This is a genomic window from Bacillus cereus group sp. MYBK101-2, assembly GCF_051918845.1.
GTDB lineage: Bacteria > Bacillota > Bacilli > Bacillales > Bacillaceae_G > Bacillus_A > Bacillus_A paranthracis.
Genome location: NZ_JBQAIE010000012.1, coordinates 1 through 26,890 on the forward strand (window position 1 = coordinate 1; position 26,890 = coordinate 26,890).

Genomic DNA, 26,890 nt, shown 5'->3' on the forward strand with positions numbered 1-26,890 from the left:
CAAAGTCTCCTTTCATTTTAGGTTCTGGATAAACCTAGGGGGTACTTTGCCTTATTTTTTGCCTAAAAATGTTTACACATACTTTTATACATCATCGATATATTTTGAAAATCGCCGATATAAATTTCATGTACTATTGATTTTTTAAGTTATACGATTATTCCGTTACAACCGAAGCAATAAATGGTAAGTTACGATATTTTTCTGCGCAGTCGATGCCGTAGCCAACGATAAATTCGTCTGGAATTTGGAAGCCAACATATTCAGCTTTTAAGTCCACTTTACGACGCTCAGGTTTATCAAGTAGCGTACAGAATTTTAATGCTTTTGGTTTATGCATAAAGAAGTGATCTTTTAAGAAGTGAAGTGTTAAACCAGAATCGATAATGTCTTCTACGACAATTACGTTTTTTCCAGTAATGTTTACATCGATATCTTTTAATAGTTTTACTTTTCCAGTTGTTTCTGTTTGATTTCCGTAGCTAGATGCAGAAATAAAGTCGATTGTTACATCGTTTTTAATGTGACGAATTAAATCAGCAGCGAATACGAAAGATCCTTTTAATACAGCGATTACTACGATTTCTTCTCCCTCAAAATCACGTTCGATTTGAAGTGCTAGTTCTTTTACTTTTTCTTGTAATTGTTCTTCAGAAATTAAAGTGTTTTTTATTTCAATATTCATTGGAGTCCTCCTACAGTGTAAAACTTGTGAACATTTCGACTGTAAAGGATAGAAAGGAAAAAGTCAAAGGAGATAGTAATTTTTTACAAAATACCGACAAAATCATCTGATGATATGATATACTAATTACATTAAGAAAACGCTTCCATAAAGGGTGATTATAATGAAGAAGAAACAGTACACAACTGTAACATTTATAAAAGCATTACTTTTAACAATTGTTCTTGGATTGTTGGCTTATATAATTGATGTACCAGCAATTCGGATTTCACTAATTGGAATGACTTTAGTATTAGGCGCAATTTCCCATGGTATGATGTCGCAGCTACAAGAAGCTGGAATTGATGATGTGAAAGATCATATAGATAAGAAATGAGAGACCTTCACATAGGCATAGTGAAGGTTTTTTGTTTCTTACAAAAATGTAAGGTAGTTGTAAGGGAAATCGATAGTTGCATAGTAGTGTTTTGGATAAACTATGGGTGTAAGGTAAAAGGCAAGCATATTTTAGGTAAATTCAGTTTTAGGCACTCTATATGTGAAAAAGGAGTAGGAGGGCATGGAGAAACGTTGGACGACCTTTTCTTTGTTAGCAACTAGCAACACCGTAATGCTAGCTGGCGAGATGGATTTTTTGCACTTGTTTGATCGAGAAGACGATCATTCTTCTTCTAAATTTACAATGAAATGGAATAAATGGAGCGAAAGTTGTAGGTTGGAAGAAGAGGCCCCTAACGAAGCGCAAAAAATTATTTTGACAAACCCTATTAAAGCGTGGGTTGTTCAACGTCGTAAGTGTAACGTCAAAAATCACTTAAAGAAAACTGAGCCGAGACAATTAGTTATCGCTCCGGCCCATTCTACTTCTAAATCACGCGAAAGTAACATGTAAATATTGAGACACACACCCGAAAAAACATCGTATATATTGCGATGTTTTTTTATTTTTCTACAATGAAATCTTTAAATGAAATATATTTTATCTGCATCTTATATTTATATCTCTTGTTTATTCTAGTGATACATCCGATGCGAAGTGATGTAAAACGTATAAAAGGAGAGAAATAAAATGAAAAAGAAACTATTACCGATCTGTGCAATAGCACTTTTAACAGTAGGATATTCTTCAGTAGCAAGTGCGGATACTGGAACAGTAACGAAGGAAGAAGCAACGCAACAGCAGCAAGATAAAGCTAAAAAAGAAGAAGCGATTAAGATACAGCAAAAGAGTGATGCGGAGAAAAAGCAAGCGGCACAAGTACAAGAAAAAAATGATATGGCTAAAAAAGAGGAAGCAATAAAAGCTGAGAAAAAAAGTGAAGAAGAGAAAAAGAGAATAGCGCAAGAACAGTTAAAAAGTGATATGGCAAAAAAAGAAGCCGCAATTAAGGAACAGCAAAAAAATGATGTAGCAAAAAAAGAAGTAGCAAAGCCAGTTGTACAAGGTGAAAAATTACCAAACACAGCTTCTAATAATGTAGCAATGATGGCACTAAGCGCATGCCTTGTAGGGCTAGGGACATTATTTGGTTTGAATCGTCGCAATAAAGTTAAGGCGTAAATAAAATATTCTCCTATAAAGAATGGAATAATTTCATATATTAAAAATGGTAGGTTATTCCTACCATTTTTGGCATGGAGGGATGAAACATGAAGTTACTCAATTATATCGGTATCATATTGATGGCTATAGGGCTATTTATGGGATCATATTACGCTATAGAATGGTATAAAGGAAAAAGCTCTGCTCAGCAACTGACAGAAGAAGAAATAAAGAGTCTTAACAATATACAACATAATCAACTTTCACATGAAACACCCGTAACTTCTCAAGTGCCTTCTTCTCAAACAGAGCATAAAGAAGGAGAAAAGGTAGCGATGTTACATATACCGAAAATAAAAAAGAAGTTTTCTATATATTGGGGAGCAGATGATGCAACGCTGAAAAAAGGGGTTGGAATGTTCGTTAGTGACGTAACGACAACACCATCTGGAGGGGGACATACTGTACTAAGTGGACATCGAGATACTGTCTTTACAGATTTAGGAGAGTTAAAAGAAAGAGACACTCTTATTTTAGAGTATGATAATAAAACTTACACATATGAAATTCAAAAAACATGGATTACTCATGCGGATGATCGTACTGTTATTATAAAAAAAGAAGAACCGATATTAACACTGACAACTTGTTACCCATTTGATTATATAGGGGATGCACCAGATAGATATATTATAGAGGCGAAGTTAACTGGCAGTTATTCAAAGTGAAATTATAGTTTCTGAAAGCGAGAGGGGGATATATAAGTTATGTCAAAAAACATTTTAATTGTTGAAGATGAAGACATATTACGTGAAATATTAAAAGATTATTTTTTAAGTGAACAATATGTAGTGTTTGAAGCGAGGGACGGGAAAGAGGCTTTAGTTGTATTTGAAGAAGAAGAGGTTGATTTAGTTATTTTAGATATTATGTTGCCAGAACTCGATGGATGGTCTGTTTGCCGAAGGATTAGGAAGACGCCCGAGGTGCCTATTATTATGCTGACGGCACGTGTAGATGAAGACGATACGTTACTTGGTTTTGAACTTGGAGCAGATGACTATGTGACGAAGCCGTATAGTCCTCCAATTTTATTAGCAAGAGCGAAACGATTATTAGAAAGTAGAAAAGCATCGAAGAAACCTTTAGAGAACGAAGATGATACGTTATCGATTCATGGCATCCATGTCCATTTTCCGTCGCGTACTGTTACTGTTGATGAGGCAGATGTTAGTTTAACGCATACGGAGTTTGAAATATTGGTGTATTTCATGAAAAATCAAGGAATCGTTTTAACGCGAGAGCAACTCATTTCAAGAATTTGGGGATATGAATTTGCTGGCGATGATCGAACGGTTAATAGTCATATTCGTAATTTAAGAAATAAATTAGGAGAGAAAGCAAAGTACATTACAACTGTAGTACGAACTGGTTATAAATTTGAGGGAAATGTATGAGAAAAGGAATTGTACTAAAATTATTTACTCTTACAACAGCATTATGTATGTTGATTTTAGCGACGATATTTATTGGACAAACGATATTTTTTAAACAATATTATGCGAATCGAAAAGTGGAAGATATTAAAGTAAATTTAAATTCCTTTGAGAAGAATTATTTAAACTACACAGGAAACGTAGAAGGAATTCAGAAACTTGAGCAAGACTTTTTAAGAGAAAATAATACGTGGATTACGACATTAGATAAGAACGGGAATTTAAAACACGCAGATGATTTTTATTTTGAAGTAACAATAGATCGTAGGCAACAAAAGAGCTTTGGACAACAAATATTCAAAATTCCCTTAGGTAATCTCGTCAATATAGAGGAAATTGATAATAAATTATCAGAGCAGTTTTTAGGACAAGAAATTTATTTTTCTGGAGTGAGAAAAGAAGATAGTTTTATTCCATTCTCTTTTTCTTTATCTAAGCAGAATTTAAGCGGATCTAATAAACCGTTAGAAAAAGCATTTCAGGAGAAAATAAAATTAGATGAGGAGAAAAAGAGAGCGGCTGGGGAGCAACTTGCTAAGGAAAAGAAACCAGCTGTTCAGGAAGAAGCTGCTCAGGAATTAGGCGTTTACATAGGAGGACGTGTTACAAAAGTACAGTTACCAGATATAAACGGTCCTGTGAATCCAATTTATAAAAATAGCATATTTTTAGATAATATTAAGGGTTTTCAAACCGATTTATTATTAAAAGAAAGCAATAAAATACGATATACAACACAAACAATGGACTATGAAAAAAATGATATTAAATATAAATTATTAATGAAACCAATAAAAGAAAAAGACGGATCAGTAACATATATTTATGCGATGGCTTCTTTACAGCCCGTAGATGAAGCTGTACAAATGGTGCAAGATTATTACATCTATATCATTGCATTTGTAGTCGTTCTTATTTTTTTAGCTTCGTTCTATTACTCAAAACAAATTGCCAAACCGTTATTAAAAATAAATGATACGACGAAGAAAATAGCACAATTAGATTTTACAGAAAAAATACCGATTACTTCAAAAGATGAAATTGGAGATTTATCGAAAAATATTAATGTGCTATCGAATAAACTCAATTCGCATATTGGACAGTTAGAAGAAGATATTGAAAAGGAAAGAAAGTTAGAAAAGACGCGGAAAGAATTTATTTCTGGTGTTTCGCATGAATTAAAAACACCGCTGAGTATTATGAAAAGCTGTATTTCTATTTTAAAAGACGGGGTAGCTGAGCATAAAAAAGAGTATTATTTTCAAGCGATGGAGAGAGAAGTAGACAAAATGGATACATTAATTTTGGATATGCTTGAGTTAGCTAAATTTGAGTCAGGTACATATAAAATGAAAAAGGATCCATTTTATATTGATGCTGTAATTGAAGAGATATGTGAACACCTTTCTGTAGAAATAGAGAAAAAAGAACTTCGTGTTCATAAACATATAGGTCCATTTGAAGTAGTCGCAAATCAAGGACGGATTGAACAAGTCATTGTGAACTTCATTACAAATGCGATACGTTACACACCAAATAAAGAAGAGATTATTATTTCTACAATAGATGAAAAAAATCGTATAAAAGTATGTATTGAAAATAAAGGTACTCACATTGAAGAAAAGCAATTAGATAAAATTTGGGATCGTTTTTATCGCGTGGATGCAGCTCGTCAGCGTTCGCAAGGTGGAACAGGTCTTGGGCTTGCCATTTCAAAGAATATTTTAGAACTACATGATGCTGAATATGGAGTAAAGAATACAGAAGATGGTGTATTATTTTATTTCTACTTATTGAAAAAAGCGTAGATGATGCATGCTACGCTTTTTTTATTTATTTTCATATTATCTTTACCTAATCTTTATTTTTAAGAGATATAATCTGGTTAGAAAATGAGGTTATGTAAGGAGTAGATTAGCCGTGAATAGCAATTTACTAGGTATGGTAGTATTTATTTTTCTTTGCGCATTTATTGTATTTTTAATTGATATTACGATATGAAAAAAGAGCGCTCATTAAGCGCCCTTTTTGTTTGCATTTATTTGATAAGCATTGATGCTCTTGAATAAGCGTGGTGAAGTAAGGAATAAAAATATAAGTAAAACGGTACATAGAATATAGGAACCAATCATTGTACTACCATTTACGATTAATGAATATAGCACAGCTGATTGACCTTTCGGTGCATATTGTCCCCAGAAAATGATACCGACAATAAAGTGACAGAAGTAGCGGGCAAAGCTACCGATAAATGTAGCAAGGATAATATAAGCAAGGACTTTCTTTCCTTCGTTTTGTTTTGATGAAGGTTTGTCTTTACGGCTACCTAAACTTGATTGTTCTAAGTTATTTTCATTAGAAGTTAAAAGTGCTTTTTGAATTGGACGATAGAATAAGCCAGCAAATCCGATAAAAGCAAAGGCAATGAAGTACTCAATGAATGCTTGAACAGGTGTTAAAATGTAAGCATCTCCCACAACAATTTGTAATAGTCCCCAAACTAAACCACCTAAGAAAGCTGATTTAAAGCCCCAGCGGTAAGCAATAATAAAAATAGGAATCATAGCAAATGAAATGGAACCGCCTGTTGGAAGTTTAATTGATAATGGTAAAATATCGATGATCATGGCGAAGGCTGCAAGAATAGCAGATTCGATCATCGCTTGTAAATTGGTGTTACGCATGTTGTCTCCCCCTAAATCCAAGTTGTACAAAAAAGAATAGATATCATAGGAGGATACGAAATACGTAAATAAAAAAGAGGTATGTATTTCGGACGTTTGCACAATCCCTGCGTTAGCATTAACTAACAGGTTCGAAGGGTCGGAACGAAGTGTTCCCTCTCAGCGGCATGGCTCCCCCAGTGATAACGAGATTCTTTATTTGCTATTGTTTATTGTAAGCGAAATGGATGAGAATGGCAAACGAATACAGTATGACAATAATTGAAATAGAATTGTAGCGAAATGTTAATAAATATGAAGCAAAAGGGTATAGTACAAGAGAAATTGGGTGTGGTATAATTTTTTTGAAAATAATTATCATTCTCTTCTGAGGGGGAAGGTTATGAGCTTAGTAGATATTAAAATTGGAGAGAAAGTGTTAGTAAAAAGTATTCAGTCTTTAGATCAGCTATTAAAGCGTAGACTAGCTGCTTTCGGTCTTGCTGAAGGAAGCGAACTTCGCCTGAAACAGAAAGCGATGTTCAAAGGTCCTTGTACATTGGAGTGTCGTGGACAGTTAATTAGTATTCGTCATTGTGACGCGAAAATGATAAAGGTGGAATTAGCGTGAATAAGGTAGCTTTGCTAGGGAATCCGAATACAGGGAAAACATCATTATTTAATGCACTTACTGGTTCTTATGAGTATGTAGGAAACTGGAGCGGTGTAACAGTAGAAAAGAAGGTTGGTAAATTAAAAGATAAGCAAGGAACATTAATTGATTTACCAGGTGTGTATGATTTAAATCCAGTTTCGCGTGATGAAGGTGTTGTAACAAACTTTCTATTAACAGAAGAATTTCAGCATATGTTAAATATTGTAGATTCTTCGCAGTTTGAACGAAATATGCATTTAACGTTGCAATTACTTGAATTTGGTAAGCCTGTTTCAATTGGTTTAAATATGATTGATGTGGCGAAGCAAAGAGGAATTGTCATTGATGTAAAACGATTATCAGAACTATTAGGTGTGACAGTCGTTCCTGTCGTTGCAAGAAGTGGAAAAGGCTGTGAAGAACTGCTTGCGACTCTTAAAGAAAATGCCAAAAAAGAGAAAAAGCCATTCCATATTTCATATGGTGTACAAATGGATGAAGGAATTGGAGAAGTAATTTCTCTTTTAGAGAAAGCGAATTACGAGCATCCGAGATGGTTAGCACTTCAATTTTTAAGTAATAACGAAGTAGTAGAAAAAGAAATGAAAGCATTACCAATTTATAAGGAACTCATAGCCATTCGATCTCGCTTAGAAGGAAAACTTGATTGTACGTTAGAAGAGCACATTTACAAAACTCGTGAAGCGTATATTGAAAAGTTAAAAACAAATGTTATGAAGCATGAGAAAGAAGGAAAAATTCCTTTTTCAGAAAAAATTGATAGATTAATTACACATAAAATTTTAGGACTTCCAATCTTTTTAGCAGTTATGTTTTTTATTTTTCAGGTTACGTTTACGTGGATTGGGACACCTTTATCCGATATGTTAGATGAGTTTTTTGGTGGACAGCTTACAGATTGGGTGACAGCTGGGCTTACAAGTGTTGGAGCTTCTGATTTTATTCAAGCACTCGTTACAGAAGGTATTATTGCTGGTGTTGGTGCTGTATTAGTATTCGTTCCACAAATCTTTGCACTATTCTTTTTCATTTCATTATTAGAAGACTCAGGATATATGGCGCGAATTGCAGTTGTTATGGATCGAATTATGGAGTTCTTTGGTTTAAACGGAAAAGCGTTCATTCCGATGATTATCGGTTTTGGATGTAATGTTCCAGGTATTATGGCAGCGAGAACGATTGAACAAGAAAAAGAACGTTTACTTACAGTTCTTGTAACACCGTTTATGTCTTGTTCGGCACGTTTACCTGTATATGCATTATTTGCGGGAGTATTCTTCCCTCAAAGTCAGGCAACTGTTGTATTTTCTTTATATGTAGCAGGTATTGTTCTGGCATTACTTGTTACAAAAATTATGTCTCTTACCATTTTGAAAGCGGAAAAATCTATTTTCGTTATTGAACTACCGCCTTACCGCGTGCCACAAGCGAAAACGTTATGGCTAAGTACGTGGGAGAAAGGGAAGGGATTTGTTCGTAAAGCAGGTACATTTATCTTTGGTGGTTCTGTTGTCATTTGGCTATTAAATTATGCAGGTCCATCAGGATTTGGTGTTGATATGGGAGACAGTTTCTTAGCAATGATTGGTGGATTTATCGCACCACTATTTGCACCGCTTGGTTTTGGAACGTGGCAAGCTGCAGCTTCCCTTTTAACAGGATTTTTAGCGAAGGAAGTTGTCGTTTCTACAATGGCCATTATTTATGCAGTGAAAGAAGATGTGCTTGGAAATGTAATGGGAGCACATTATACAGCATTATCAGCTTATGCATTTATGTTCTTTATTTTATTATATGTTCCGTGTTTAGCGACGGTAGCTGTTATTAAACGTGAAACAGGATCAGCGAAATGGACGATTTTCTCAGTCGTGTATCCACTCGTAGTTGCTTATGTATTAACGCTCATTATATACCAAGTTGGATCCCTACTCGGATTCTAGAAGGAGATGTATTGTGATGATGGTCAATATTATAATTGGAGCTATCATTTTTGGTTATGCAGCATACACGTTAGTTAATTTTGTAAAGAGAAGTAAAAAAGGAAAATGCGCGGCATGTTCTTTAAATAAGTCATGTCAGTCGAATACTTGTAGTCCGGATATGGAGCAAATTGCTCATAAATAGAAAAAAGCTTTTCGAATTTGAATTGAACCCAAAAAGTTAGACAAATATATTAAGCAGCTAGCTACTAAGGATTGAACTCTGTATTGCACAGGGGGCAATCCTTTTAGTTTTGCTTTAATTCTTTTGTGATTGTAGTAATAAATATAAGTTTCTAGTTCTTGCTTAAATTGTTCCATTTACTGCTTGTATTTTATCCTTTGAAGAAAATTTAGCCATTTAATTATGTGTCTAACAATTGGAGGGCACTTCATTACAGACAGTCTTTTTAATCTACTTCAATATCTCGGCCTTCTGTCATCACTTTATTTCTCCAAAGCAAAAGTAATCTCCTAAATTCTGAAGTTTCTAATTTACATTGATTATTTGGTGGGCTAATGTAATAATTAATCGCGCTTGTATATTTAGGTTCAATAAATACAGCAGCAGCATTGTATTCTAGTTCATAACTAGGGTACTTTCCCTCTACGACATGGTCTAAAACTTCTATATATTCATCTGCTTCATCTTCATCTAGGTTTTCTATAAAGTCAGATACAATAGCAATTTCTTTTGGTAAACGAATTCTTAGTCCACCAAATGGGTCACGCCAAAATTCATGTGAATAATTCATTAATACAACCTCACTATCTTCTCGTATATTTTGGATAAGCAGTGGTAATTTCTCCATTTTCAATAATCATCTCAACCTTAAATCTAGAAGAAGTTTGCCCTACGTATTATTTAGAGCGATTTGAACACGATTGGTATATGCTTCTTTAATAGAATCAACTACCTGGACTCTATTCCAATCCTTAGGGAAAAATGCACCTCCAATTGTTAATTATGTGTCTAACAATTGGGGTGCACTTCATTTCGTGAAGCTGTTTTGTTTTACTTCTTAATTTTTACAAGTTGTGATGATTCTACACCATTCTTTCCAGGGAACTCTTTACTTGGATCTTTATCGAATTTTAATACACCTACAGATTTTTCTTCACCTTTTACATTTCCGTAAGTTGCATCATCAACAATTGCGAACATGTCGGCATATGCACGGCCACTTCCGATAATTGTGTTGCCTTCATATTTTAATTTTGCTCCATCAAGTGTAGCATTTTCTACTTTTTCTTTAGCAAATAATACACCTTGCTCTGCTGTTACAGCTGGTAATTTATCAAGTGGTTTCGTGTCGTCTTTTGCATCCACTTTGTTAAGTAATTCTTTCTTCACCAGTTCTTCACCAGTTTTCTTATCCATGACAAGAACTTTTTTACCTTCTAATGTTGTCATTTTCATTTTATAGAAGTCTTTTTCTTTCACTTCTTTTTTGTTCTTATCTGTAATTTGTTGAATTTGTTCTTCTGATCCGTACAGTACAAAACCGTTTGCTTTATCTCCTAATAAAGAACAACCTGATAATGCTCCGAATGAAATTGCTGCTGCTAATCCGATTCCTACTAATTTTTTCATGATGAATTTCTCCTTTTATATGTTTTATAGTTAATACATTTTTGTATTAGTTCTGAAATGATGAGAAGCTTGTTCGTTGCTTCTGGTATTAGTGTATAAGAAATATTGCAACGTAACTATCGAGTTAGCTTACAGTAACATTACAATAATGTAATTTAGTGAAATTGCATAAAAATAAGTTAATTCTCACAAGGATTAATGAGAATATATTAGGAATACAATGTTTTATATGGAATGTCATATTATAATGGATGTATTTTGGAAATAACATGTAAGGACATATTAGTTTTGTTATAATAAACACGTAGGCTGTAAAAATGAATATTCTTTACTGTTAAGGAAGATTTTTCAGTTTTCCAAGTAGTGAATTTGAAATATGAGGTATATTATAGGAGGAATTTAGATGTCTGTATTTAAACGATTAAGAGATTTAACAATGTCGAATGTATATTCATTAATTGAAAAAGCGGAAGACCCAGTTAAGATGACGGATCAATATTTACGCGATATGCAAGCGGATGTACAAGAAGCTGAGAAAAGTGTAGCAGCTCAAATTGCACTTGAGAAGAAATTCAAAATCTTATTTGAAGAGCAAGAAGCGCTTGTGAAAAAACGTGAAGAGCAAGCTCATATGGCTGTTCAAGCTAACAACTTAGATCTTGCGCGTCGTGCATTAGAAGAAAAACAAAATGCAGAGCAAAAGATGAATGAGTATAAAGCAAGCTATGAGCAAAACAAAGTTGCTGCTGATAATCTGCGCCTGAAGCTAGAAGAAATGCGTAAGCAATTAACTGAGCTAAAAAATAAACGTGAAACACTTGTAGCACGTGTAAATGCGGCGAAAGCACAAAAGAATATTAATCAGGCGATGTCTGGATTTGATTCAAACTCAGCAAAAGCTGGTTTAAGCCGTATGGAAGAGAAAGCTCTTCAATTAGAGGCTGAAGCAGAAGCGAGCGGTGAAGTGTATAAAAAAGAGAAATCATTAGATGATGAATTCGCAAGCTTAAACAAAAATTCTGCTGTTGACGATGAATTAGCTCGTATTATGAAGCAGTATGAGAAATAATATAGAATAGAGACAAATGAACCGACATGTCTAAATAAATTCATGTCGGTTTTCTATTACCCCGCATTAACGGGCAGTAAGACTCCCACCTTTACTTTTTGTGAAAGCAGAGAGGTGGGGGGAGATCTACTGCCCGTAAATGCCCGATTGGTTCAACTAATAATCAGCGGGGAATGAACACCTCCCCACTGATTAAAGTTTCACTTTATATTTAGAGGAGGTTTTGCAATGACATGGACAAATGTATTAGCGATGCTTGTATGGACTGGAGCGAGTGCAATACTTTTATTTGCAATTATGTGGGTTGATTCAATTTTTACTAAATACAATGATTTAAAAGAAATAAAAAATGGGAATACAGCAGTAACAACTCGTTTCGTTATGAAATTATTTGCGCAAGGGTACATTTTATCTCAATCGATAACGAAAGCAAATGACTTATGGCAAGCGCTACTTGCATCAGCAGTTTCTTTCGTTATTTTATTAGTGGTAGAAATGTTTATCGAATTTGTGTTAAAGAAAATGGCTGGTTTAGATTTAGAAGAAGGTACGAAAGAAGGCAGTGTTGCTCATGCGATGTTGGCCGGATCATTACATATTGTTGGTGCACTTATTTTAGGTGCGTGTTTATAAAGAGAGAAGGAGGGGTAGATCATGAGTTTATTTAAACGAATTAAAAATATAATGAAAAGCCCAGAACCACCGAAACCAGAGAAAAGTTTGTTAACGTTAGCTCCTGGCGATATGGTTGAAGTTTCATTAGTCATGTATGAATTAATTGGGAAAACGAGTATGCATTCTCGTAAAGAAATTGTTTTAACACTGCAAGACGGGAAAGATATTCGTTATTTAAAAATTGAAGACCGTGAAAATACGTATTACAAATTGTATACACCAATTGATGGTCGTTTAGATTCAATTGATGAAATTCCAACGACAATTGAAATGGATGATACAGAGTACCATATGGAAGAGCAATATAACGGACGGGTTGTTGTGATGGGAAAAACACCATTCTCAGCTTCAGAAGAACAGTATGTATGGGAGTTCCAATCAGATAATCGAAAATTATTGCGTATTGAATGGCAAAATGGTCGCACAATGATGTATGAGGGAGAAGCAATTATTCCTGCTGATGTACAAATTATAAGAGCAAAGTAAGGGGGCGTAATCATGTCAAACCGATTGTTTACCATGATTAAATCGTTCGTGATCCCTATACTTGCTATCGTTACATTACTTGTTGTTGCTGGATATGCCTTATCAGGTTGTCAGGGCGGGCAGACAAAGTCGATTCAAGACCGTTATCCGCTTGAATCTGTCGCAAAGGAAGGTAAACAAGAATCTTACGTGTATAGGGCCGCCAATCGGTCAGTTCCTGAAGTCGCGAAGGAACTCATGAATGAAAGAGAACCGAAGCAAGCATCTAAAGAAGACGAAAATCAAATGTTCCTCGTTTATTCTGATAAGATTTATAATCTGCAAAAGGATAAAGAGAAGCCATCTGATACGTTAATTGAAATAAGTAATAAAGAGTTTGTCCGTCAAAATTACCAACCGTCCTTCCTGCAAGGATATATTATGGGTAGTATATTAAATGATATATTCGGTTCACGAAAATCATCGTACGGTGATTATCGCGGATATAATGACAGACAAAATCATAAACCAGTTATTCCAGAGAGACCGCCTACGAAAGAAGAAAAGAAAACCCCGCCTCCAATTACGAAGGAAGGGAAAGGATCTATCATTAAGCGAGGCGATAATGTAGATTCGAAATCTTCTGTAGGAGATACAGGAAGTATTACGAAAAAAGGAAACAGCACGCCTCCGCCTTCTACTGGAAGCAAAGGGAAAATTACGAAAAATCCAGGTGGTTCAAGCGGATCAGATGTGAAGCCAAAATCATCTATTAAAACGCCGCCAAGGAATACATCTCCCCCGAAAACGAGGGTCGGAGGTTCAGGAAAGATTACGAAGAGAAGATAGTGTAGAGACCGAAAAGTGAAATTTGCTTTTCGGTTTTTTTATGGAAATCAATTCCTTTTAGCTGGTACAATTAAGTTATAAGGGGGGGATAGTATGACTATGTATAAAAGATTTAGTGTAATTATGTTCCTCGTATTATTCTTAAGTTTATTCATTAGTACAACGATGAAATTTCACTTTGTAGTAGGTATTCTATGGATACTATGTACATGTACCCTTTTTCTATATGTTCCGCTACGCTTTCAACAAGAAGTGCCCGCCTTTCAAAAATATGTAGCATGGATTAAGAGAGGAAGAAGATGGGGAGAGTAAAATTATATCAGCGATTATTAAAATATATCGACTTACCGACAAAAACTGACAACAATAACAGAAGAGGGTGTGCCAGCATATTGGCACACCCTCTTCTTTCATAATGATTAATGAATATCACGTTTCTTAAAGTTACCGCCTTTTACTTCTGCTACGTCATAAACTGTAATAAAGGCGTGTGGATCGATTTCATTAATAAGTTCTTTCATTTTACTTTCTTCTAAACGGTTAATTACACAAGAAATTTCTTTGAATTTCTCTCTAGAATAACCGCCGTATACTTCGTTATATGTTGCACTTCGGCCTAAACGATCACGAATTGTTTCTACCATCAATTCAGGCTCTTTCGTAATGATTTTAAATGCTTTCGAACCACTTAAACCAACTTCAACGATATGAATCACTTTCGAAGCAATAAAGTAAGCAATTGCCGAAAGGATAGCTCCTTGAAGGCCGAATACGGTTGATACGAAAATAAATACGAACATGTTTAAGAATAAAATAAGGTCACTCGTTCCGAATGGTAACTTACGAGAAAGCAATACAGCTAGCATATCGATTCCATCTAATGCCCCGCCGTTACGTAATGCTAGTCCCATACCAAAACCGATGATAATACCACCAACAACTGTAACTAATAATGTATCGCCTTCAATAATAGCTGGTATTCCGTGCATGACAACGGTACCTATTGCTAATGAAGCAATCCCGATAATGGAATAAATCGCAAAGCTTTTACCAATTTGCTTATATCCTAACCAAACGAAAGGAATGTTAATAATTGCGATTAGAGCTCCTAATGGCAATCCAAATAATCTCGAACTAACGATACTTAAACCAGTCACACCACCGTCTGATACGTTATTTGGAATTAATACTGCTTCTAATCCGTACGCTGTGATAAATGCCCCAATAATAATCATCAAAGCTTTTGAAGCGATTTTAAGCTTATTGGGCTTGTTTTTCATAATTTTCTCCATGTAATTTCCTCGTTTCAAACTAGTTTCTTGTTTGTTACATCATTCACACCTAAATTTTATTTTAACATTTAATTTGAAAAAATTCTCCTTTAATGGATGTATGCAGGGAATATTATGACCATATTAACTTTAAAATATTTTTGAAATGAGTATAAGAAATCCCATCCTTTCAAAGGATGGGATGCTATTAAGAAATGATAAAACTAAGCACGGATAGGAATAAAGCGAAGCCTAAAATAGTTCCACATATTTTCATATGGCGCTTACGTCCCATCACAACAATTGCGACATATTCACGAATCATTGCATTAGGCCAGTAATAAAATGCAGTTTTTGATCCGATTCCTTGGCTATTAAGACCTGCTTGTCTTGCATATATACCAGCGCGGAATAGGTGGAAGTTGTTCGTTGTAAAGATACTATTATACTTACCTTCAGGCTTTAAAGAATCCATAATTTCTTTAGAGAACAACATATTTTGATATGTGTTTACAGAGCGATTTTCTTGCACTGTATGTTCAAGCGGAATTCCTTTTTCAACAGCGTACTTTTGCATCGCTTCTGCCTCTGGAAGGCCTTCATCTGGACCTTGTCCACCAGAGAAAATAATTGTTGGTGGCGTATTTACAGCGGCTTGTTTCCAGTAAAAGTCGATTGCTTTATGAATACGACTTGCAAGTAAAGGTGGTACTTTATCATTAATTAATCCGCTACCAAGAACGATAATGAAATCTTGATTACGTCTTGGTCTGTTGAATTGGTATAAAAAATACGCGCTTAAGAAGTTAGATAAGTGTATAAAGAAATACATAGTTATAAGAGATATAGCAGCAAAAATAAATTGAAAATGCTCTGAGAATAAACTTGCTGGATTTATAATAGGGAGCATTATAAAGAATAAAATCCCTAAAGCAGCAATTAAAGTTAAAGAGTTTGTGAAGCGTCTTCCTTCACGTTGCATTAAAATTTTTGCATTAAGAAATAGCCCAAACATTAAAGCGACTATAGCAAAAGGTATCATTACAATGAGCGCTAACATCGGAATAATAACGATAAAATGTAAAGAATTACTACCAGACTCATATGAGGCTATAGCGCAAAATAATAGAAATGAACAGATAAAGGCATTAAATAAAAACCCATTTATTATTTTTCGCGGATCCTTTAAGTAAGAGATAAGAAAAATAATAAACAATATAAGGGGAATAATTCCGAAATACATAAATATAGTACACCTCAATTTGTATAAGAATTTGACATACCTTTTATATTACATGATTTTATAATTGAAAATGAAAGAAAAAGGATTTTGAATTTTCTCAATAAAATATATGGATACATATGTTACAATGTATGTAAAGCGATATATTAAAAGTAAAATGGTTGAAGGGGCACTCTATGGAGTGTCTTTTCTTTTTTTGTATGTAATTATGCATATTAGATTTATTTTCAAGTGAAGAGGATTAAAATATAAGTGGTAGACATACTTTATAAAACAGAATGTAATACAAACATTTCCCTCTACTTTTTGTATCTAACAATCGTATAACAATAAATAATTCTGTTTTATAGTGTCTGTTTATGGAAGGTGCCTTCTTTGAAGGCGCCTTTTTTGTTGTTTCATGTAGATACTTTTCACTGTTGATATAGTGGAAAGTATCTATACTAAACATTAGCAATCTTCCGTATAAATATTATCAATTTACTATATATTCCAGTAGTGTTAACCTACATATGAAAGGCTTTCTTTTTCAAAATATTACCCCTAATAAATTTTTGAAGAAGTCAACTGTCTCCAAAATTGCCATTCATGCTTAACAAAAAAGAATCCTGCAGGATTCTTTTTTGTGTTCGACAGAATATGACAAAATACATTTGAATAAATTGTTATATTGTTAAATGGTTATTATGGAAAGAGAAGGAGACTTAAGTATGAGATTTAAAAAATTAATTTTAACAGGTGCACTTGTTGCAACTACAGCATTTACTTCAATTGGAACAGCGGGGGCAAGCGCAGGTTTTAAAGATGTTCCAAACAATCATTGGTCTTATAAAGCAATTATGGATTTAGCAAATAAAAACGTTGTTGCTGGATACGGAAATGGGATTTTTGGATTTGGTGATAATGTAACGCGTGAGCAAGTTGCAGCTCTTATGTTCCGCCATTTAAAACCGACAGTAAAAGAACAGTATAACAATCCATATAAAGATGTTACGGATCGTTCAACTATGTTTAAAAAAGAGATTCTTGCTTTAACAGAGATGGGCGTATTCGTTGGAGATAACACAGGGAAATTCAGACCGAAAGATGCGTTAACTCGTGAAGAAATGGCACAAATTTTGACAAGAGGATTTCAATTGCAAATTAGAGGGGATCATAATTTCCCGGATGTAGATAGAAATGGATGGGCGAATCCTGCGATTACTGCAATTAAATCAAATTATATTACAGCTGGAACTGGTGACGGTACATTCGCACCTAAAATGCATGTAAGTCGTGAGCAATATGTTCAGTTCTTATATAATGCAACGTTACCACTTGAAGAAAGACCAGGAGCAAAACAACCACAGCCACAACCGAAACCGGAAGTAAAACCGGAAGTGAAACCAGATCCGAAACGTTTTGCTAACTGTAAAGAAGCAAACGATGCGGGATATTATGACATTACAAGAGATAGCCCGTATTATGGTAAGCATTTAGACCGTGATGGCGATGGAATTGCTTGTGAGAAAAAGAAAAAAGGTAAATAAGAAAAAAGCACTCAGTTTGAGTGCTTTTTTCTTATGGAAACATGCTATTTTTTTAGGCGCTTTTCATAAAATGAAAGTAAGGAAATGAAAGTAGGTGACAAAATGCCGTCAGTTGTGGAAGGGGTTATTATTGAAAACTGCAATGGAACGATTAATTTAGGGGATAAATATAACGTGCAACCGATTGAAAAAACGAAAGCTTATAACGGGTCGGGATCATCGAATACAGGAATGAAAGTACAAACATTTAGTGGTATTAGTACAGCGGATGTAGGGGATAGCGACGTGAATGATCAAGGAATACAGTTTACTTTATAGAGAAATATGCAAAGTTGCATAAAATGATGAACTTGCTCTGTGCTACAATCTAACTGTGAGCTGTTAATGATTCTTCTGTATTATAGTTGTTAGATTAGAAATATAACATCCTATCGAAAATCATACGTATAAAAAAGACACTTCAAAGGAAGTGTCTTTTTTCATTTTAGTGGTACCCTTTAGCAGAGTCTTTATGAATTTTATTTTTAAAGATACTGTAACTCCAAAGTTGATATCCAATAACAATTGGTACCATAACCATTGCAACGAAGAACATAATTTTTAAGTTTAATTGACTACCAGCTGCGTTATATAACGTTGTGCTGTATGCGTCGTTAATACGTGATGGTAACATTCTTGGGAACATACCTGCAAAACCAGTTGTCATAAACATTGCGATTGTTAAGCAAACGAATGTGAATGCAAGGCCGATTTTATGTTTGTACACCATAATAAGTGCGAGTACACTCATTAACATTGCAAGTACTGGAAGAATGAATAGTACCGGGTACTCTGTGAAGTTTTGGAATAAATTTGTACGATTTGCAGTTGCTACATAGAAAATAGCTAAAATGATAGCAGCTGCCATTGAAAATGGTCTTGCGATTTTATAAGCACGGTCGGATACTTCACCAGTCGTTTTAATCATAACCCAAAGGGCACCGGATACGACGAATATAGCAGTGAAGAACAACCCTCCTAAAATACCGTAATGATTTAGTAAGCTAAGTAAATTTCCTTCATAGCCATTTTTTCCGATTTGCAGTCCGTAATAAAGATTAGCAAATGTAACACCGAATAGGAAAGCAATTAAGAAACTACCAATTGCAAATGCCCATTTACAAGTTTTTTGCCAAATTGGTGAATCATCTTTATGCATGAATTCCAGTCCAGCAGCCCGAGCAAATAGTGCAAGTAATACTAAGAATAACGGTGTATATAAATAACTAAACATATTTGCATAAGTGACTGGGAAGGCAGCAAATGTTGCACCACCAGCTGTAATTAACCACACTTCATTACCGCCCCAGAACGGGCCAATTGCTTCTTGTAATTGATTTCGTTCTTGTCGATCTTTCGTAACAAAAGGAAAAATCATTCCGTTACCAAGTGCATACCCATCAAGAATGAAGTAAACTGTCCAAATCACGCCCCATAGACCAAACCAGATGATTGCAAGCATATCATGAGACATGAGCCACGCCTCCCTTAGTAGCAGGTTCTTCTAATGCTGCTGGTCCTTTTTTTGCGAACTTCAGCATTAAATATACGTCTGCGATTAAAAGTAAAGTGTAGAACAAGATTAAACTAATTAAAGAGAACCAAATTTGTGGGACAGATATAGGTGATACAGATTCTGCTGTACGCATTAGTTTATAAACTGTCCATGGTTGACGACCTACTTCGGCAACAATCCAACCAGCGTTAATTGCGATATATGGTAGTAAAACAGACCATATTGTAATTTTTAAGTAACGTTTTGAGTTTTCCAGTTTTCCTTTTCGGTTTAAGTAGAAACCGTACCAAGTTAATGCCATAAAGAACATACCAAGTGCAACCATTAAGCGGAAGCTATAGTACACAAGGTTAACATTTGGACGATCTTCTTTCGGAATATCTTTTAAACCAACAATTTCGCCATCAAATGAATTTGTATAGAAGAAACTTCCTAACTTTGGAATCGTAAGGAATTCAAGGTTCTTTTCATTTTTTACATCAGGAATTTGAACAATCGAGAAGCCTTGTCCTTTCCCAGTTTCCCAAACAGCTTCCATCGCAGCACCTTTAGCTGGTTGATATTTAGCTGCTGATACACCAGATTGATGTCCTATAAACGGTGTAATTGTTGCGGCGAATAAGCCTAACAGTAAACCAAACTTAAATGATTTTTTGAAGAATTCAACTTCATTTTTACGTAATAAGTGATAGGCACTAATTGCCATAACGAAGAAAGCACCAACAATATAACAACCAACTACAGTATGGAAGAACATATTCCATGCATATGGATTTGTAACGAGTGCCCAGAAATCATTTAATTCAGCGCGGCCGTTACGCACGACGTAGCCAACTGGGTTTTGCATAAAGCCGTTTGCTGTAATAATCCAAAGGGCGGAAATATTTGTTCCAAGTGCAACCATCCACATACAGAAGGCACGGAACTTTGGTGAGATTTTGTCTTTACCGAATAACCATATTCCCATGAAAGTAGATTCTAAGAAGAAGGCAACGAGTGCTTCGATTGCGAGAGGGGATCCGAAAATATCTCCCATATATTTGGAGTACTCAGACCAGTTTGTTCCAAATTGGAATTCCATCGTAATTCCGGTTATAATCCCCATTACGAAGTTAATTGTAAATAATTTACCCCAGAAATTTGCCATTTTGCGGTATGTTGGATTCAATGTGCGGGCGTATTGAGTTTCCATACATGCTACTAAAATGACAAGTCCGATTGTCAAAGGTACAAATAAAAAGTGATAAAAAATAGTAATTGCAAATTGAAAACGACTCAGTAACAGAACGTCGGACATAATAAATATTCACTCCTTTTTTACATTATCTACAATTAGTTTATAGTGAAAATAGGATTATAGTATGTGAGACTTGTTACAAAGCTGTGTGTATATTTTGAAAGAATTATGTCGATTATCTGAAAATATCTTATTTTTACTATAAAGCGATATCCTTTTTGAGTTTTTCATATTTTGGTACACTATTTATGTAGTGTAAACGAGAGAAAAGAGGGCCCTTTACTATGAAGTCATTAGAAGAGATTTTGCAATACAATGAGAAATTTGTTGAAGAGAAAAAGTATGAAGAGTTTGTAGCGGGGAAATTTCCAAACAAAAAGATGGTAATTATTTCTTGTATGGATACAAGACTTGTTGAACTATTGCCGAAAGCGATGAATATGCGTAACGGCGATGTGAAAATTATTAAAGTAGCAGGTGCTGTTATTTCACATCCGTTTGGAAGTATTATGCGTAGTATTTTAGTCGCTGTATATGAACTTGGCGCTGATGAAGTATGTGTAGTTGGTCACCATGATTGTGGTATGGCAAAGATTCAAGCGAGCAGTACAATTGAGAAAATGAAAGAGCGAGGTATAACAGAAGAGAAATTAGATATGCTTCGTTATTCTGGAATCGATTTAGAACAATTCTTGCGCGGTTTCTCTAGTGTAGAAGAAAGTGTAGAACATAGCGTATCAGTACTTCGCAACCACCCATTACTTCCGGAAGAAGTACCTGTTCACGGTCTTGTTATCGATCCTGATACAGGAAAATTAGATTTAGTTGTGAATGGTTACGACAATTAAGAATTTACTTTGTCATCCTTTTTATCTGGGACAGGATCAAATCCTCCTGGGTGGAAAGGGTGACATTTTAATATACGCTTACAAGTAAGCCAAAAGCCTTTGAATGCGCCATGCTTTTGAAACGCCTCTAATCCGTAATGAGAACAAGTTGGATAGAAACGGCAAGTTGGCGGTGTCATTGGAGAAATGAACTTTTGATAAAAGCGTATAATTCCAATAAAAATCTGTTTCATAATGGTCTCCTTTTCGGCATATTCTTAAAGTATTATAGCACGACTGTACATAATACTTTACTAATGTGCATTTCCGTTATATCATATTGGATATAACGGAATTAAATTAAAAGCGGGAGAGATGTTGTATGCCATCAGTAGAAAGCTTTGAATTAGATCATACGATTGTAAAGGCACCTTATGTAAGACATTGCGGAGTTCACAATGTAGGTAGTGACGGTATTGTAAATAAATTTGATATTCGTTTTTGCCAACCGAATAAACAAGCAATGAAACCAGATGTTATTCATACGTTAGAACATTTATTAGCATTTAATTTACGTAAATATATTGATCGTTATCCGCATTTTGATATTATCGATATTTCACCGATGGGCTGCCAAACAGGATACTACCTTGTAGTAAGCGGAACACCGACAGTTCGAGAAATTATTGATTTATTAGAATTAACATTAAAAGATGCGGTTCAAATTACAGAAATTCCAGCTGCAAATGAAACACAATGTGGTCAAGCGAAGCTTCACGATTTAGAAGGAGCAAAACGCTTAATGAACTTCTGGTTAAGCCAAGATAAAGATGAACTTGAGAAAGTGTTTGGATAAAGTGAGACTGCCTGTGAAAGGGCAGTTTTTTTTGTGGCATGATAATAAATGAAATTATATAAACGATTTTTCGAATATATCGACTGTAACTTGAAATATATAAACGATTTTTTTTATATATCGACGTTTCGACACTGGATATCGACTTACCGACAAAAGTTGATAAAAAATAATCCCTATTTTATTACGTGCTTGTAAATGCGAAATTGCTCAAGATTTCATTCTATACGTAGCGAAGGTAGTTTGATATGAGAACGAAGAGTGTAAGAATAGAGACGAAAAAAAACGGAATGCTCATTGATTTTCGTCCGGATATAATTTCGTTAATTCTGACAATAATAAAGAAACAACTGAGAATAAATTGTACTTATGGGAGAAGTGAGGAATGATCGGTAATCTGGATATAAGTGCAAAGAGAGAGTATGAGAAGCGTGAAAAGTCCTAAAACAATCCGTAATCCAATTAGCATGTAATTCCCCCTTAAATAGATTATTTATCGGAATATTTCTGAGAAGCTAAGAAATAAAGCACCAGCTCCAGCTATGAAAGCAAATATACCACTAGATTTTCTGTCTTGTTTTATTTCTCCTAGTCCTATAGTGAAAGCCATTAATCCTAAGAAAATGAACATGTAAGGCATCATTTCTCTATTATCAGTAAAATATCCATATATTGTTATGCACAATGCAATGAGTGCAAAAGTAATCTGTAATCCTTTTAGCATATATATTCCCCCTGTTATTTTATATAGCTACTGATGAAAACAATCCAAATGAAAGCTCCAGCAACAATACAAATAACTCCTGTTCCGGAATCCTTTTTCTTTATTTGTTCAATAGCAATGAGAAACATTAAAGCTCCTAATAGAAATTGTGAAAGGGGGAGAAAGGTATTTTGCCCCGTATAGAGTCCGATTGCTGACATAATAATTACAGTGAGCGCGATTCCGATGCGAAGTATACGAAACATATTATGAATTCTCCTTATTATTTTTTGTATAAGGATTATCTTCTAGTTTATCGACGGAATGTTTATAAGCGTAGCCTTTATTAATCGTCATGACGGAGAGTACTAATATGACTAGGACGATTATAATACCGATAATTAATATTTTAAACATGGAACCCCTCCTTTTCTTTATTTTACATAATTTTGTAATTGATGAAAACAATAGAAATAAAAAGGATGAAAGAAGGGTGTTACATGGAGCAGAAAAAAACATATTATATATCAATAGCAAACGGTCAAATTTCACAAGTGAAGACAGCGGATACGTATAATTTTGAGATTTCCGCAAATGAAGAGGAAATTACGGAGTTAAGAGAGTACTTTGATCAAGCGTATGTAGAGGATTTAGGTTCATTTGTACGCTCCCACGTTCCATTTGTTGAGTATCATCATGATTCAAATAATGACCGATATGATGAACAACTACAAAAAGCATATAAAATGATTTACGATTTAGGAAATCATGAGACGAAAGAATTAGTCGCACAAATGGGAATAATCAATGGATTATAATTGGATAATATTATGCAGAAAAGCGAGAATATGCTACAATTTGTGGTAGGAAAAACTTGTAACCATCAATAGGGGAGTAATGGCATGTACAAATTTAAAGATTATTACCACAACACTGTACAATTATCGTTTGAACGTTATCCATTTTCTCCTGAGCCAAAGCATGTTTGGGTTGTATGCCGGTACGGGGATCAATGGTTATTAACGCATCATTTACGTCGCGGTCTTGAATTTCCAGGTGGTAAAGTAGAACTCGGGGAAACACCGGAAGAAGCGGCAGTTCGAGAGGTTCATGAAGAAACCGGTGGCATAGTTTCTGATTTAACTTACTTAGGACAATATAAAGTATCTGGAAAAGACAAAATAATCATTAAAAACATTTATTTTGCAACAATTAGTGCGGTAGAAGAACATACGCATTACGAAGAAACGAAAGGATCTGTTTTATTAACAGACATTCCTGACAACATTAAAACGGATAGAAAATTTAGCTTTATAATGCGCGACGATGTATTGGCGCGTACGATGAAACATATAGAAGAAATCGGCTGTTTTACGAAGTAAAGTGGCCGGTTTCTTTTTTTGTGTGTAAAAATGTAAATATATCTTTACATTATTTTGGGTATATTATACAATTTTTGTAAAGATATATTTACATTTTAGGAGGGGGAAGATGGATAAAAGAAAAGAAACGATTGTTACTATTTCGATGGTTAAATTAAATGTCTATGCATTTCTTATAATATTTGTTTTGGCATTTGGAATTAGTTTTTTGCATGCATTTCTTTCAGGCGGGGTTCAATTTGACTTTACATTGCCTGTTATGTTTCTTTTAATTATTGGAATGATTGTTCTTGTTTGTATTCATGAAGCGATACATTTAATAGGATTTCGTTATATCGGAGGCGTTCCGTGGAGTGAGTTAAAATGGGGTGTCAATTGGAAATTGGGTGTTGCATATGCTCATTCTAAACAGGCGATTACAGTAAAGCAAATGAAGAAGGTGTTAATGCTTCCGTTTTTACCGACTGGAATTTTGCCAATTGTAATTGGGTTAGCTACGAATATGCCATTAATCTCATTTTTAGGAATTCTACTAACAGCAGGTTGCATGGGTGACATTGCCTTATATCAAAAAGTTTCAAAGTTTCCAGATGATGCGCTAGTTAAAGATCATCCGAGTAAACCGCAGTTTACAGTATATGAATCATAAGGGAAGAGGAGGCGTCGGGGAAACGAAGCCTCCTTTTACTATTGTCTTGTTTTTGTCTCTATCTCTAAAAACGAAAGCACCTCCAACAAATCATCCACCACACGCGAATGCTCAAAATCACCCCAAAATGAATCTCTTTTCCAAACACCAAGAATTCCTACTTGTTCAGAACCCAGTACATCATTTTCAGGATGATCCCCAACGTAAAGACATTCTTCCGCCTTCACATCTAGCTTTTTTAAAGCTCTTTCGAAAATTTCAGGATGCGGTTTTTTAATTCCTTCCGCTTCTGAAACGAGAATTGTATTTGTATACGTATGTATGTTTAGTGCGCGAAGATTATTTATCTGAAAGTCAGTAAAGCCGTTTGTAATAATACCAATTTTAATATTTTGTTGTGTTAAACGTCGAAGTAATTCATGCATGTTTTGGAAAGGGATACAATGATGTTGAAAATTTGTAATGTAGTCGTGCAGCAGTTGCTCTTGCGTTAAAGTAGTAATGTTGTATTCGGAAAGGAGAGTAGCATATACTTTATCCTTCCACGTATAGCCATTATTATCTAGTTCGAGAAATCGAGAACAATACTCGGATTTTTCTATGTTTATTAAATGAGAGGTAAAGCGATTATATTGATCATGAATAAATTGTTCTAAAGATTGACGACGATCTAATAGTGTTCCATCTAAGTCGAATAGGACTGCCCGAATCATAGGAAACCTCCTTACAATTTTTATAATTTATTATCGCATATTCGTTAAAAAATGATTATGATATTTTTGTAGAATGTATTGATGGAGGAATGTATGAAGAGACTGTATGGCAAGTTAGTAGGGGTTATCGTTGCAATCGGCTTACTAGCAGGATGCGAAAGTTCTATGAAGAGTGTGAAAGAAAAAGAAGTGTGTAAAACAGACGAAGAATGTGTGGAAATAGGAGATAAGAAACTTCAAAAAGTATATGAAAAAATAGATGGATTATCTGAGCTTGAAGCAGTAGAAGATTATGAAATAGAAGAGCATGAAAGTGCGGATATGAAAGAGGCAGAGCAGAAAAAAGAAGATGGTGATGAAAATTATTTCTTTTTAGCTTCTTATTATATTGATGGTGATGAAATTGTAGATCCTTATTTTGAAAAAATAGAACGGAAACGTTTAAATAAAGTATTTGCTGATGATAAAGAAGCGAAAGAAGAGGTGTTACAACAACGTCAAGATAGAGGGTATCATGAAGATTTATGGGATATGTATCGCACGCTTATTCCAGCTAAATATCGCGGGAATATAACAGAATTTGATCTAATAACGGATGGTTATGACGGTGTTGTTGCTCACGTTATGCCTAGTATAGAGAATCCGAAAGAATGGACTCTTAGCTTAGATACGCTTGATTCCGCGGTAAATATTGATGAAGTGATGAAAACATTAATTCATGAGACGGCTCACGTGTTGACGCTCGGGCATAAGCAAATACCAGTAGATGAAAACTATGTAAAGGATTTTGAAGAGGATAAAGATATTTCAACGTACCGAAATAAATGTGGAAATCTTTTCTTACAAGAGGGATGTGCGAAGGAAAACTCTTATATTAATCAATTTTATAATTCTTTCTGGAAGCCTATTGAGCAGGAGTGGACAGAAAAGAAAGTAGAAGAAAGTGAAGAAACGCAAATTGAATTTTTTAAAGAAAAACATGATGAGTTTGTATCACAGTATGGAACGACAAATGTAGCGGAAGATATTGCAGATACGTTTACAGCGTTTATTTTACAAGACTCAAAAAAGGTGAAAGAAGGAACAGAGTTAAAATATAAAAAAATCGCCTTTTTCTATCAATTCCCTGAGCTTGTAAAAATGAGAGCGGAAGTGTTGGCAGGATTATATGATGTTTCGAAAACGATAGAACAACGAAGTGGAAACTAATGCGGGTTATATATGTTAGCTA

35 protein-coding genes, 1 pseudogene and 1 riboswitch are annotated in these 26,890 nt (G+C 34.7%); of the genes and pseudogenes, 22 read left to right on the forward strand and 14 right to left on the reverse strand.

Annotated elements, in window-relative coordinates; translation table 11 throughout:
- Positions 1-157: 157 nt before the first annotated feature.
- Complete coding sequence (hpt, locus tag ACTFSI_RS20365) at positions 158-685, reverse strand: hypoxanthine phosphoribosyltransferase (RefSeq protein WP_001019312.1); 528 nt, start codon at positions 683-685, stop codon at positions 158-160.
- Positions 686-845: 160 nt separating this feature from the next.
- Between hpt and ACTFSI_RS20370 the strand changes: the two genes are divergently transcribed.
- From ACTFSI_RS20370 to ACTFSI_RS20395, 6 genes are all read left to right on the forward strand, one after another.
- Positions 846-1,061, forward strand: coding sequence for a hypothetical protein (locus tag ACTFSI_RS20370; RefSeq protein WP_138322590.1), 216 nt, complete (start codon positions 846-848; stop codon positions 1,059-1,061).
- A 183-nt stretch (positions 1,062-1,244) separates the two neighbouring features.
- Positions 1,245-1,577 (forward strand): hypothetical protein, encoded by a 333-nt coding sequence (locus ACTFSI_RS20375; protein ID WP_138320892.1) that lies wholly within the window; start codon positions 1,245-1,247, stop codon positions 1,575-1,577.
- Positions 1,578-1,754: 177 nt separating this feature from the next.
- Positions 1,755-2,246, forward strand: coding sequence for an LPXTG cell wall anchor domain-containing protein (locus tag ACTFSI_RS20380; protein WP_138320894.1), 492 nt, complete (start codon positions 1,755-1,757; stop codon positions 2,244-2,246).
- 89 nt (positions 2,247-2,335) lie between these two features.
- Positions 2,336-2,956 carry a class D sortase gene (locus ACTFSI_RS20385; protein ID WP_044793610.1) on the forward strand — a complete coding sequence of 207 codons (621 nt, stop codon included), beginning with the start codon at positions 2,336-2,338 and terminating at the stop codon, positions 2,954-2,956.
- A 39-nt stretch (positions 2,957-2,995) separates the two neighbouring features.
- A complete protein-coding gene (locus ACTFSI_RS20390; RefSeq protein ID WP_440045603.1) occupies positions 2,996-3,685 on the forward strand; it encodes a response regulator transcription factor in 690 nt (229 codons plus the stop codon).
- Positions 3,682-5,532 (forward strand): sensor histidine kinase, encoded by a 1,851-nt coding sequence (locus ACTFSI_RS20395; RefSeq protein WP_138320896.1) that lies wholly within the window; start codon positions 3,682-3,684, stop codon positions 5,530-5,532. Before ACTFSI_RS20390 ends, ACTFSI_RS20395 begins: the two co-directional genes overlap by 4 nt.
- A gap of 207 nt (positions 5,533-5,739) precedes the next feature.
- On the opposite strand, the gene thiT is transcribed toward ACTFSI_RS20395, so the two are convergent.
- Complete coding sequence (gene thiT, locus ACTFSI_RS20400) at positions 5,740-6,408, reverse strand: energy-coupled thiamine transporter ThiT (protein WP_440045604.1); 669 nt, start codon at positions 6,406-6,408, stop codon at positions 5,740-5,742.
- An 86-nt stretch (positions 6,409-6,494) separates the two neighbouring features.
- Positions 6,495-6,596, reverse strand: a riboswitch (TPP riboswitch).
- A gap of 194 nt (positions 6,597-6,790) precedes the next feature.
- Between thiT and ACTFSI_RS20405 the strand changes: the two genes are divergently transcribed.
- The 3 genes from ACTFSI_RS20405 to ACTFSI_RS20415 are packed head-to-tail and all read left to right on the forward strand — an operon-like array spanning position 6,791 to position 9,187.
- Positions 6,791-7,018 carry a FeoA family protein gene (locus ACTFSI_RS20405; protein ID WP_000060512.1) on the forward strand — a complete coding sequence of 76 codons (228 nt, stop codon included), beginning with the start codon at positions 6,791-6,793 and terminating at the stop codon, positions 7,016-7,018.
- Complete coding sequence (feoB, locus tag ACTFSI_RS20410) at positions 7,015-9,003, forward strand: ferrous iron transport protein B (RefSeq protein WP_138320898.1); 1,989 nt, start codon at positions 7,015-7,017, stop codon at positions 9,001-9,003. The genes ACTFSI_RS20405 and feoB overlap by 4 nt, the downstream gene beginning before the upstream one ends.
- Positions 9,004-9,019: 16 nt before the next feature.
- Positions 9,020-9,187: a FeoB-associated Cys-rich membrane protein gene (locus ACTFSI_RS20415; protein WP_000989595.1), complete on the forward strand. Its 168-nt coding sequence runs from the start codon at positions 9,020-9,022 to the stop codon at positions 9,185-9,187.
- A 56-nt stretch (positions 9,188-9,243) separates the two neighbouring features.
- Here the strand turns inward: ACTFSI_RS20415 and ACTFSI_RS20420 are convergent.
- From ACTFSI_RS20420 to ACTFSI_RS20430, 3 genes and pseudogenes are all read right to left on the reverse strand, one after another.
- Positions 9,244-9,363, reverse strand: a pseudogene (locus ACTFSI_RS20420) (IS3 family transposase); the annotation flags it as partial.
- A gap of 89 nt (positions 9,364-9,452) precedes the next feature.
- Positions 9,453-9,854, reverse strand: a complete 402-nt coding sequence (locus ACTFSI_RS20425; RefSeq protein WP_000413492.1) for a hypothetical protein — start codon at positions 9,852-9,854, stop codon at positions 9,453-9,455.
- Positions 9,855-10,057: 203 nt separating this feature from the next.
- Positions 10,058-10,636, reverse strand: coding sequence for a lipoprotein BA_5634 family protein (locus ACTFSI_RS20430; protein WP_000737463.1), 579 nt, complete (start codon positions 10,634-10,636; stop codon positions 10,058-10,060).
- A 403-nt stretch (positions 10,637-11,039) separates the two neighbouring features.
- On the opposite strand from ACTFSI_RS20430, the gene ACTFSI_RS20435 reads away from it, so the two are divergent.
- The 5 genes from ACTFSI_RS20435 (at position 11,040) to ACTFSI_RS20455 (ending at position 14,006) form a co-directional block, all read left to right on the forward strand.
- Positions 11,040-11,705, forward strand: a complete 666-nt coding sequence (locus ACTFSI_RS20435) for a PspA/IM30 family protein (RefSeq protein WP_000110282.1) — start codon at positions 11,040-11,042, stop codon at positions 11,703-11,705.
- 228 nt (positions 11,706-11,933) lie between these two features.
- Entirely contained in the window at positions 11,934-12,338 is a 405-nt protein-coding gene (locus tag ACTFSI_RS20440) for a DUF350 domain-containing protein (RefSeq protein ID WP_000220319.1), read from the forward strand.
- Between the two features lie 21 nt (positions 12,339-12,359).
- Positions 12,360-12,866 carry a DUF4178 domain-containing protein gene (locus ACTFSI_RS20445; protein WP_440045605.1) on the forward strand — a complete coding sequence of 169 codons (507 nt, stop codon included), beginning with the start codon at positions 12,360-12,362 and terminating at the stop codon, positions 12,864-12,866.
- A gap of 12 nt (positions 12,867-12,878) precedes the next feature.
- Entirely contained in the window at positions 12,879-13,694 is an 816-nt protein-coding gene (locus ACTFSI_RS20450; protein WP_000071210.1) for a DUF4247 domain-containing protein, read from the forward strand.
- Between the two features lie 93 nt (positions 13,695-13,787).
- Complete coding sequence (locus ACTFSI_RS20455; protein WP_000180096.1) at positions 13,788-14,006, forward strand: hypothetical protein; 219 nt, start codon at positions 13,788-13,790, stop codon at positions 14,004-14,006.
- Between the two features lie 107 nt (positions 14,007-14,113).
- Here the strand turns inward: ACTFSI_RS20455 and ACTFSI_RS20460 are convergent, their stop codons facing one another.
- Both ACTFSI_RS20460 and ACTFSI_RS20465 read right to left on the reverse strand, forming a co-directional pair.
- Positions 14,114-14,986, reverse strand: a complete 873-nt coding sequence (locus ACTFSI_RS20460) for a YitT family protein (RefSeq protein WP_000411467.1) — start codon at positions 14,984-14,986, stop codon at positions 14,114-14,116.
- 187 nt (positions 14,987-15,173) lie between these two features.
- Entirely contained in the window at positions 15,174-16,208 is a 1,035-nt protein-coding gene (locus ACTFSI_RS20465; RefSeq protein WP_000273523.1) for a YdcF family protein, read from the reverse strand.
- Between the two features lie 710 nt (positions 16,209-16,918).
- On the opposite strand from ACTFSI_RS20465, the gene ACTFSI_RS20470 reads away from it, so the two are divergent.
- Both ACTFSI_RS20470 and ACTFSI_RS20475 read left to right on the forward strand, forming a co-directional pair.
- Entirely contained in the window at positions 16,919-17,737 is an 819-nt protein-coding gene (locus ACTFSI_RS20470; RefSeq protein WP_001211244.1) for an S-layer homology domain-containing protein, read from the forward strand.
- A gap of 84 nt (positions 17,738-17,821) precedes the next feature.
- The gene (locus tag ACTFSI_RS20475) at positions 17,822-18,055 is read left to right on the forward strand and encodes a spore germination protein (RefSeq protein ID WP_011040784.1); all 234 of its coding nucleotides are present in this window, start codon (positions 17,822-17,824) and stop codon (positions 18,053-18,055) included.
- Between the two features lie 166 nt (positions 18,056-18,221).
- Here ACTFSI_RS20475 and cydB read toward each other — a convergent pair whose 3' ends face one another.
- Entirely contained in the window at positions 18,222-19,250 is a 1,029-nt protein-coding gene (gene cydB, locus ACTFSI_RS20480) for a cytochrome d ubiquinol oxidase subunit II (protein WP_000017662.1), read from the reverse strand.
- Positions 19,240-20,589, reverse strand: coding sequence for a cytochrome ubiquinol oxidase subunit I (gene cydA, locus ACTFSI_RS20485; RefSeq protein ID WP_138320900.1), 1,350 nt, complete (start codon positions 20,587-20,589; stop codon positions 19,240-19,242). Before cydA ends, cydB begins: the two co-directional genes overlap by 11 nt.
- Positions 20,590-20,813: 224 nt before the next feature.
- Here cydA and ACTFSI_RS20490 point away from each other — a divergent pair, with 224 nt between their 5' ends.
- Positions 20,814-21,377 (forward strand): beta-class carbonic anhydrase, encoded by a 564-nt coding sequence (locus tag ACTFSI_RS20490; RefSeq protein ID WP_000838159.1) that lies wholly within the window; start codon positions 20,814-20,816, stop codon positions 21,375-21,377.
- On the opposite strand, the gene yidD is transcribed toward ACTFSI_RS20490, so the two are convergent.
- Positions 21,374-21,610 (reverse strand): membrane protein insertion efficiency factor YidD, encoded by a 237-nt coding sequence (gene yidD / locus ACTFSI_RS20495; RefSeq protein ID WP_000809330.1) that lies wholly within the window; start codon positions 21,608-21,610, stop codon positions 21,374-21,376. The two genes, ACTFSI_RS20490 and yidD, sit on opposite strands and share 4 nt — an antisense overlap.
- Before the next feature lie 128 nt (positions 21,611-21,738).
- On the opposite strand from yidD, the gene luxS reads away from it, so the two are divergent.
- Positions 21,739-22,212, forward strand: coding sequence for an S-ribosylhomocysteine lyase LuxS (gene luxS / locus ACTFSI_RS20500; protein ID WP_001141369.1), 474 nt, complete (start codon positions 21,739-21,741; stop codon positions 22,210-22,212).
- Between the two features lie 493 nt (positions 22,213-22,705).
- Here the strand turns inward: luxS and ACTFSI_RS20505 are convergent, their stop codons facing one another.
- The 3 genes from ACTFSI_RS20505 to ytzI are packed head-to-tail and all read right to left on the reverse strand — an operon-like array spanning position 22,706 to position 23,332.
- On the reverse strand, positions 22,706-22,936 hold the full coding sequence (locus ACTFSI_RS20505) for a YczI family protein (protein ID WP_000911963.1): 231 nt from the start codon (positions 22,934-22,936) through the stop codon (positions 22,706-22,708).
- A 14-nt stretch (positions 22,937-22,950) separates the two neighbouring features.
- Entirely contained in the window at positions 22,951-23,181 is a 231-nt protein-coding gene (locus tag ACTFSI_RS20510; protein WP_000488457.1) for a DUF3953 domain-containing protein, read from the reverse strand.
- 1 nt (position 23,182) lies between these two features.
- Positions 23,183-23,332: a YtzI protein gene (gene ytzI / locus ACTFSI_RS20515; RefSeq protein ID WP_000472798.1), complete on the reverse strand. Its 150-nt coding sequence runs from the start codon at positions 23,330-23,332 to the stop codon at positions 23,183-23,185.
- Between the two features lie 83 nt (positions 23,333-23,415).
- On the opposite strand from ytzI, the gene ACTFSI_RS20520 reads away from it, so the two are divergent.
- The 3 genes from ACTFSI_RS20520 to ACTFSI_RS20530 all read left to right on the forward strand — a co-directional run bounded on the left by ACTFSI_RS20520 (position 23,416) and on the right by ACTFSI_RS20530 (position 24,946).
- Positions 23,416-23,733: a hypothetical protein gene (locus ACTFSI_RS20520; protein WP_000435819.1), complete on the forward strand. Its 318-nt coding sequence runs from the start codon at positions 23,416-23,418 to the stop codon at positions 23,731-23,733.
- Between the two features lie 84 nt (positions 23,734-23,817).
- Complete coding sequence (gene mutTA, locus ACTFSI_RS20525; RefSeq protein ID WP_000276386.1) at positions 23,818-24,297, forward strand: antimutator 8-oxo-(dGTP/GTP)ase; 480 nt, start codon at positions 23,818-23,820, stop codon at positions 24,295-24,297.
- A gap of 109 nt (positions 24,298-24,406) precedes the next feature.
- Positions 24,407-24,946 carry a DUF3267 domain-containing protein gene (locus tag ACTFSI_RS20530; protein WP_000361272.1) on the forward strand — a complete coding sequence of 180 codons (540 nt, stop codon included), beginning with the start codon at positions 24,407-24,409 and terminating at the stop codon, positions 24,944-24,946.
- 38 nt (positions 24,947-24,984) lie between these two features.
- Here the strand turns inward: ACTFSI_RS20530 and ACTFSI_RS20535 are convergent, their stop codons facing one another.
- Positions 24,985-25,659, reverse strand: a complete 675-nt coding sequence (locus ACTFSI_RS20535; protein ID WP_000617318.1) for an HAD family hydrolase — start codon at positions 25,657-25,659, stop codon at positions 24,985-24,987.
- A gap of 93 nt (positions 25,660-25,752) precedes the next feature.
- Between ACTFSI_RS20535 and ACTFSI_RS20540 the strand changes: the two genes are divergently transcribed.
- On the forward strand, positions 25,753-26,868 hold the full coding sequence (locus tag ACTFSI_RS20540) for a hypothetical protein (protein ID WP_044793594.1): 1,116 nt from the start codon (positions 25,753-25,755) through the stop codon (positions 26,866-26,868).
- Positions 26,869-26,890: the final 22 nt, after the last annotated feature.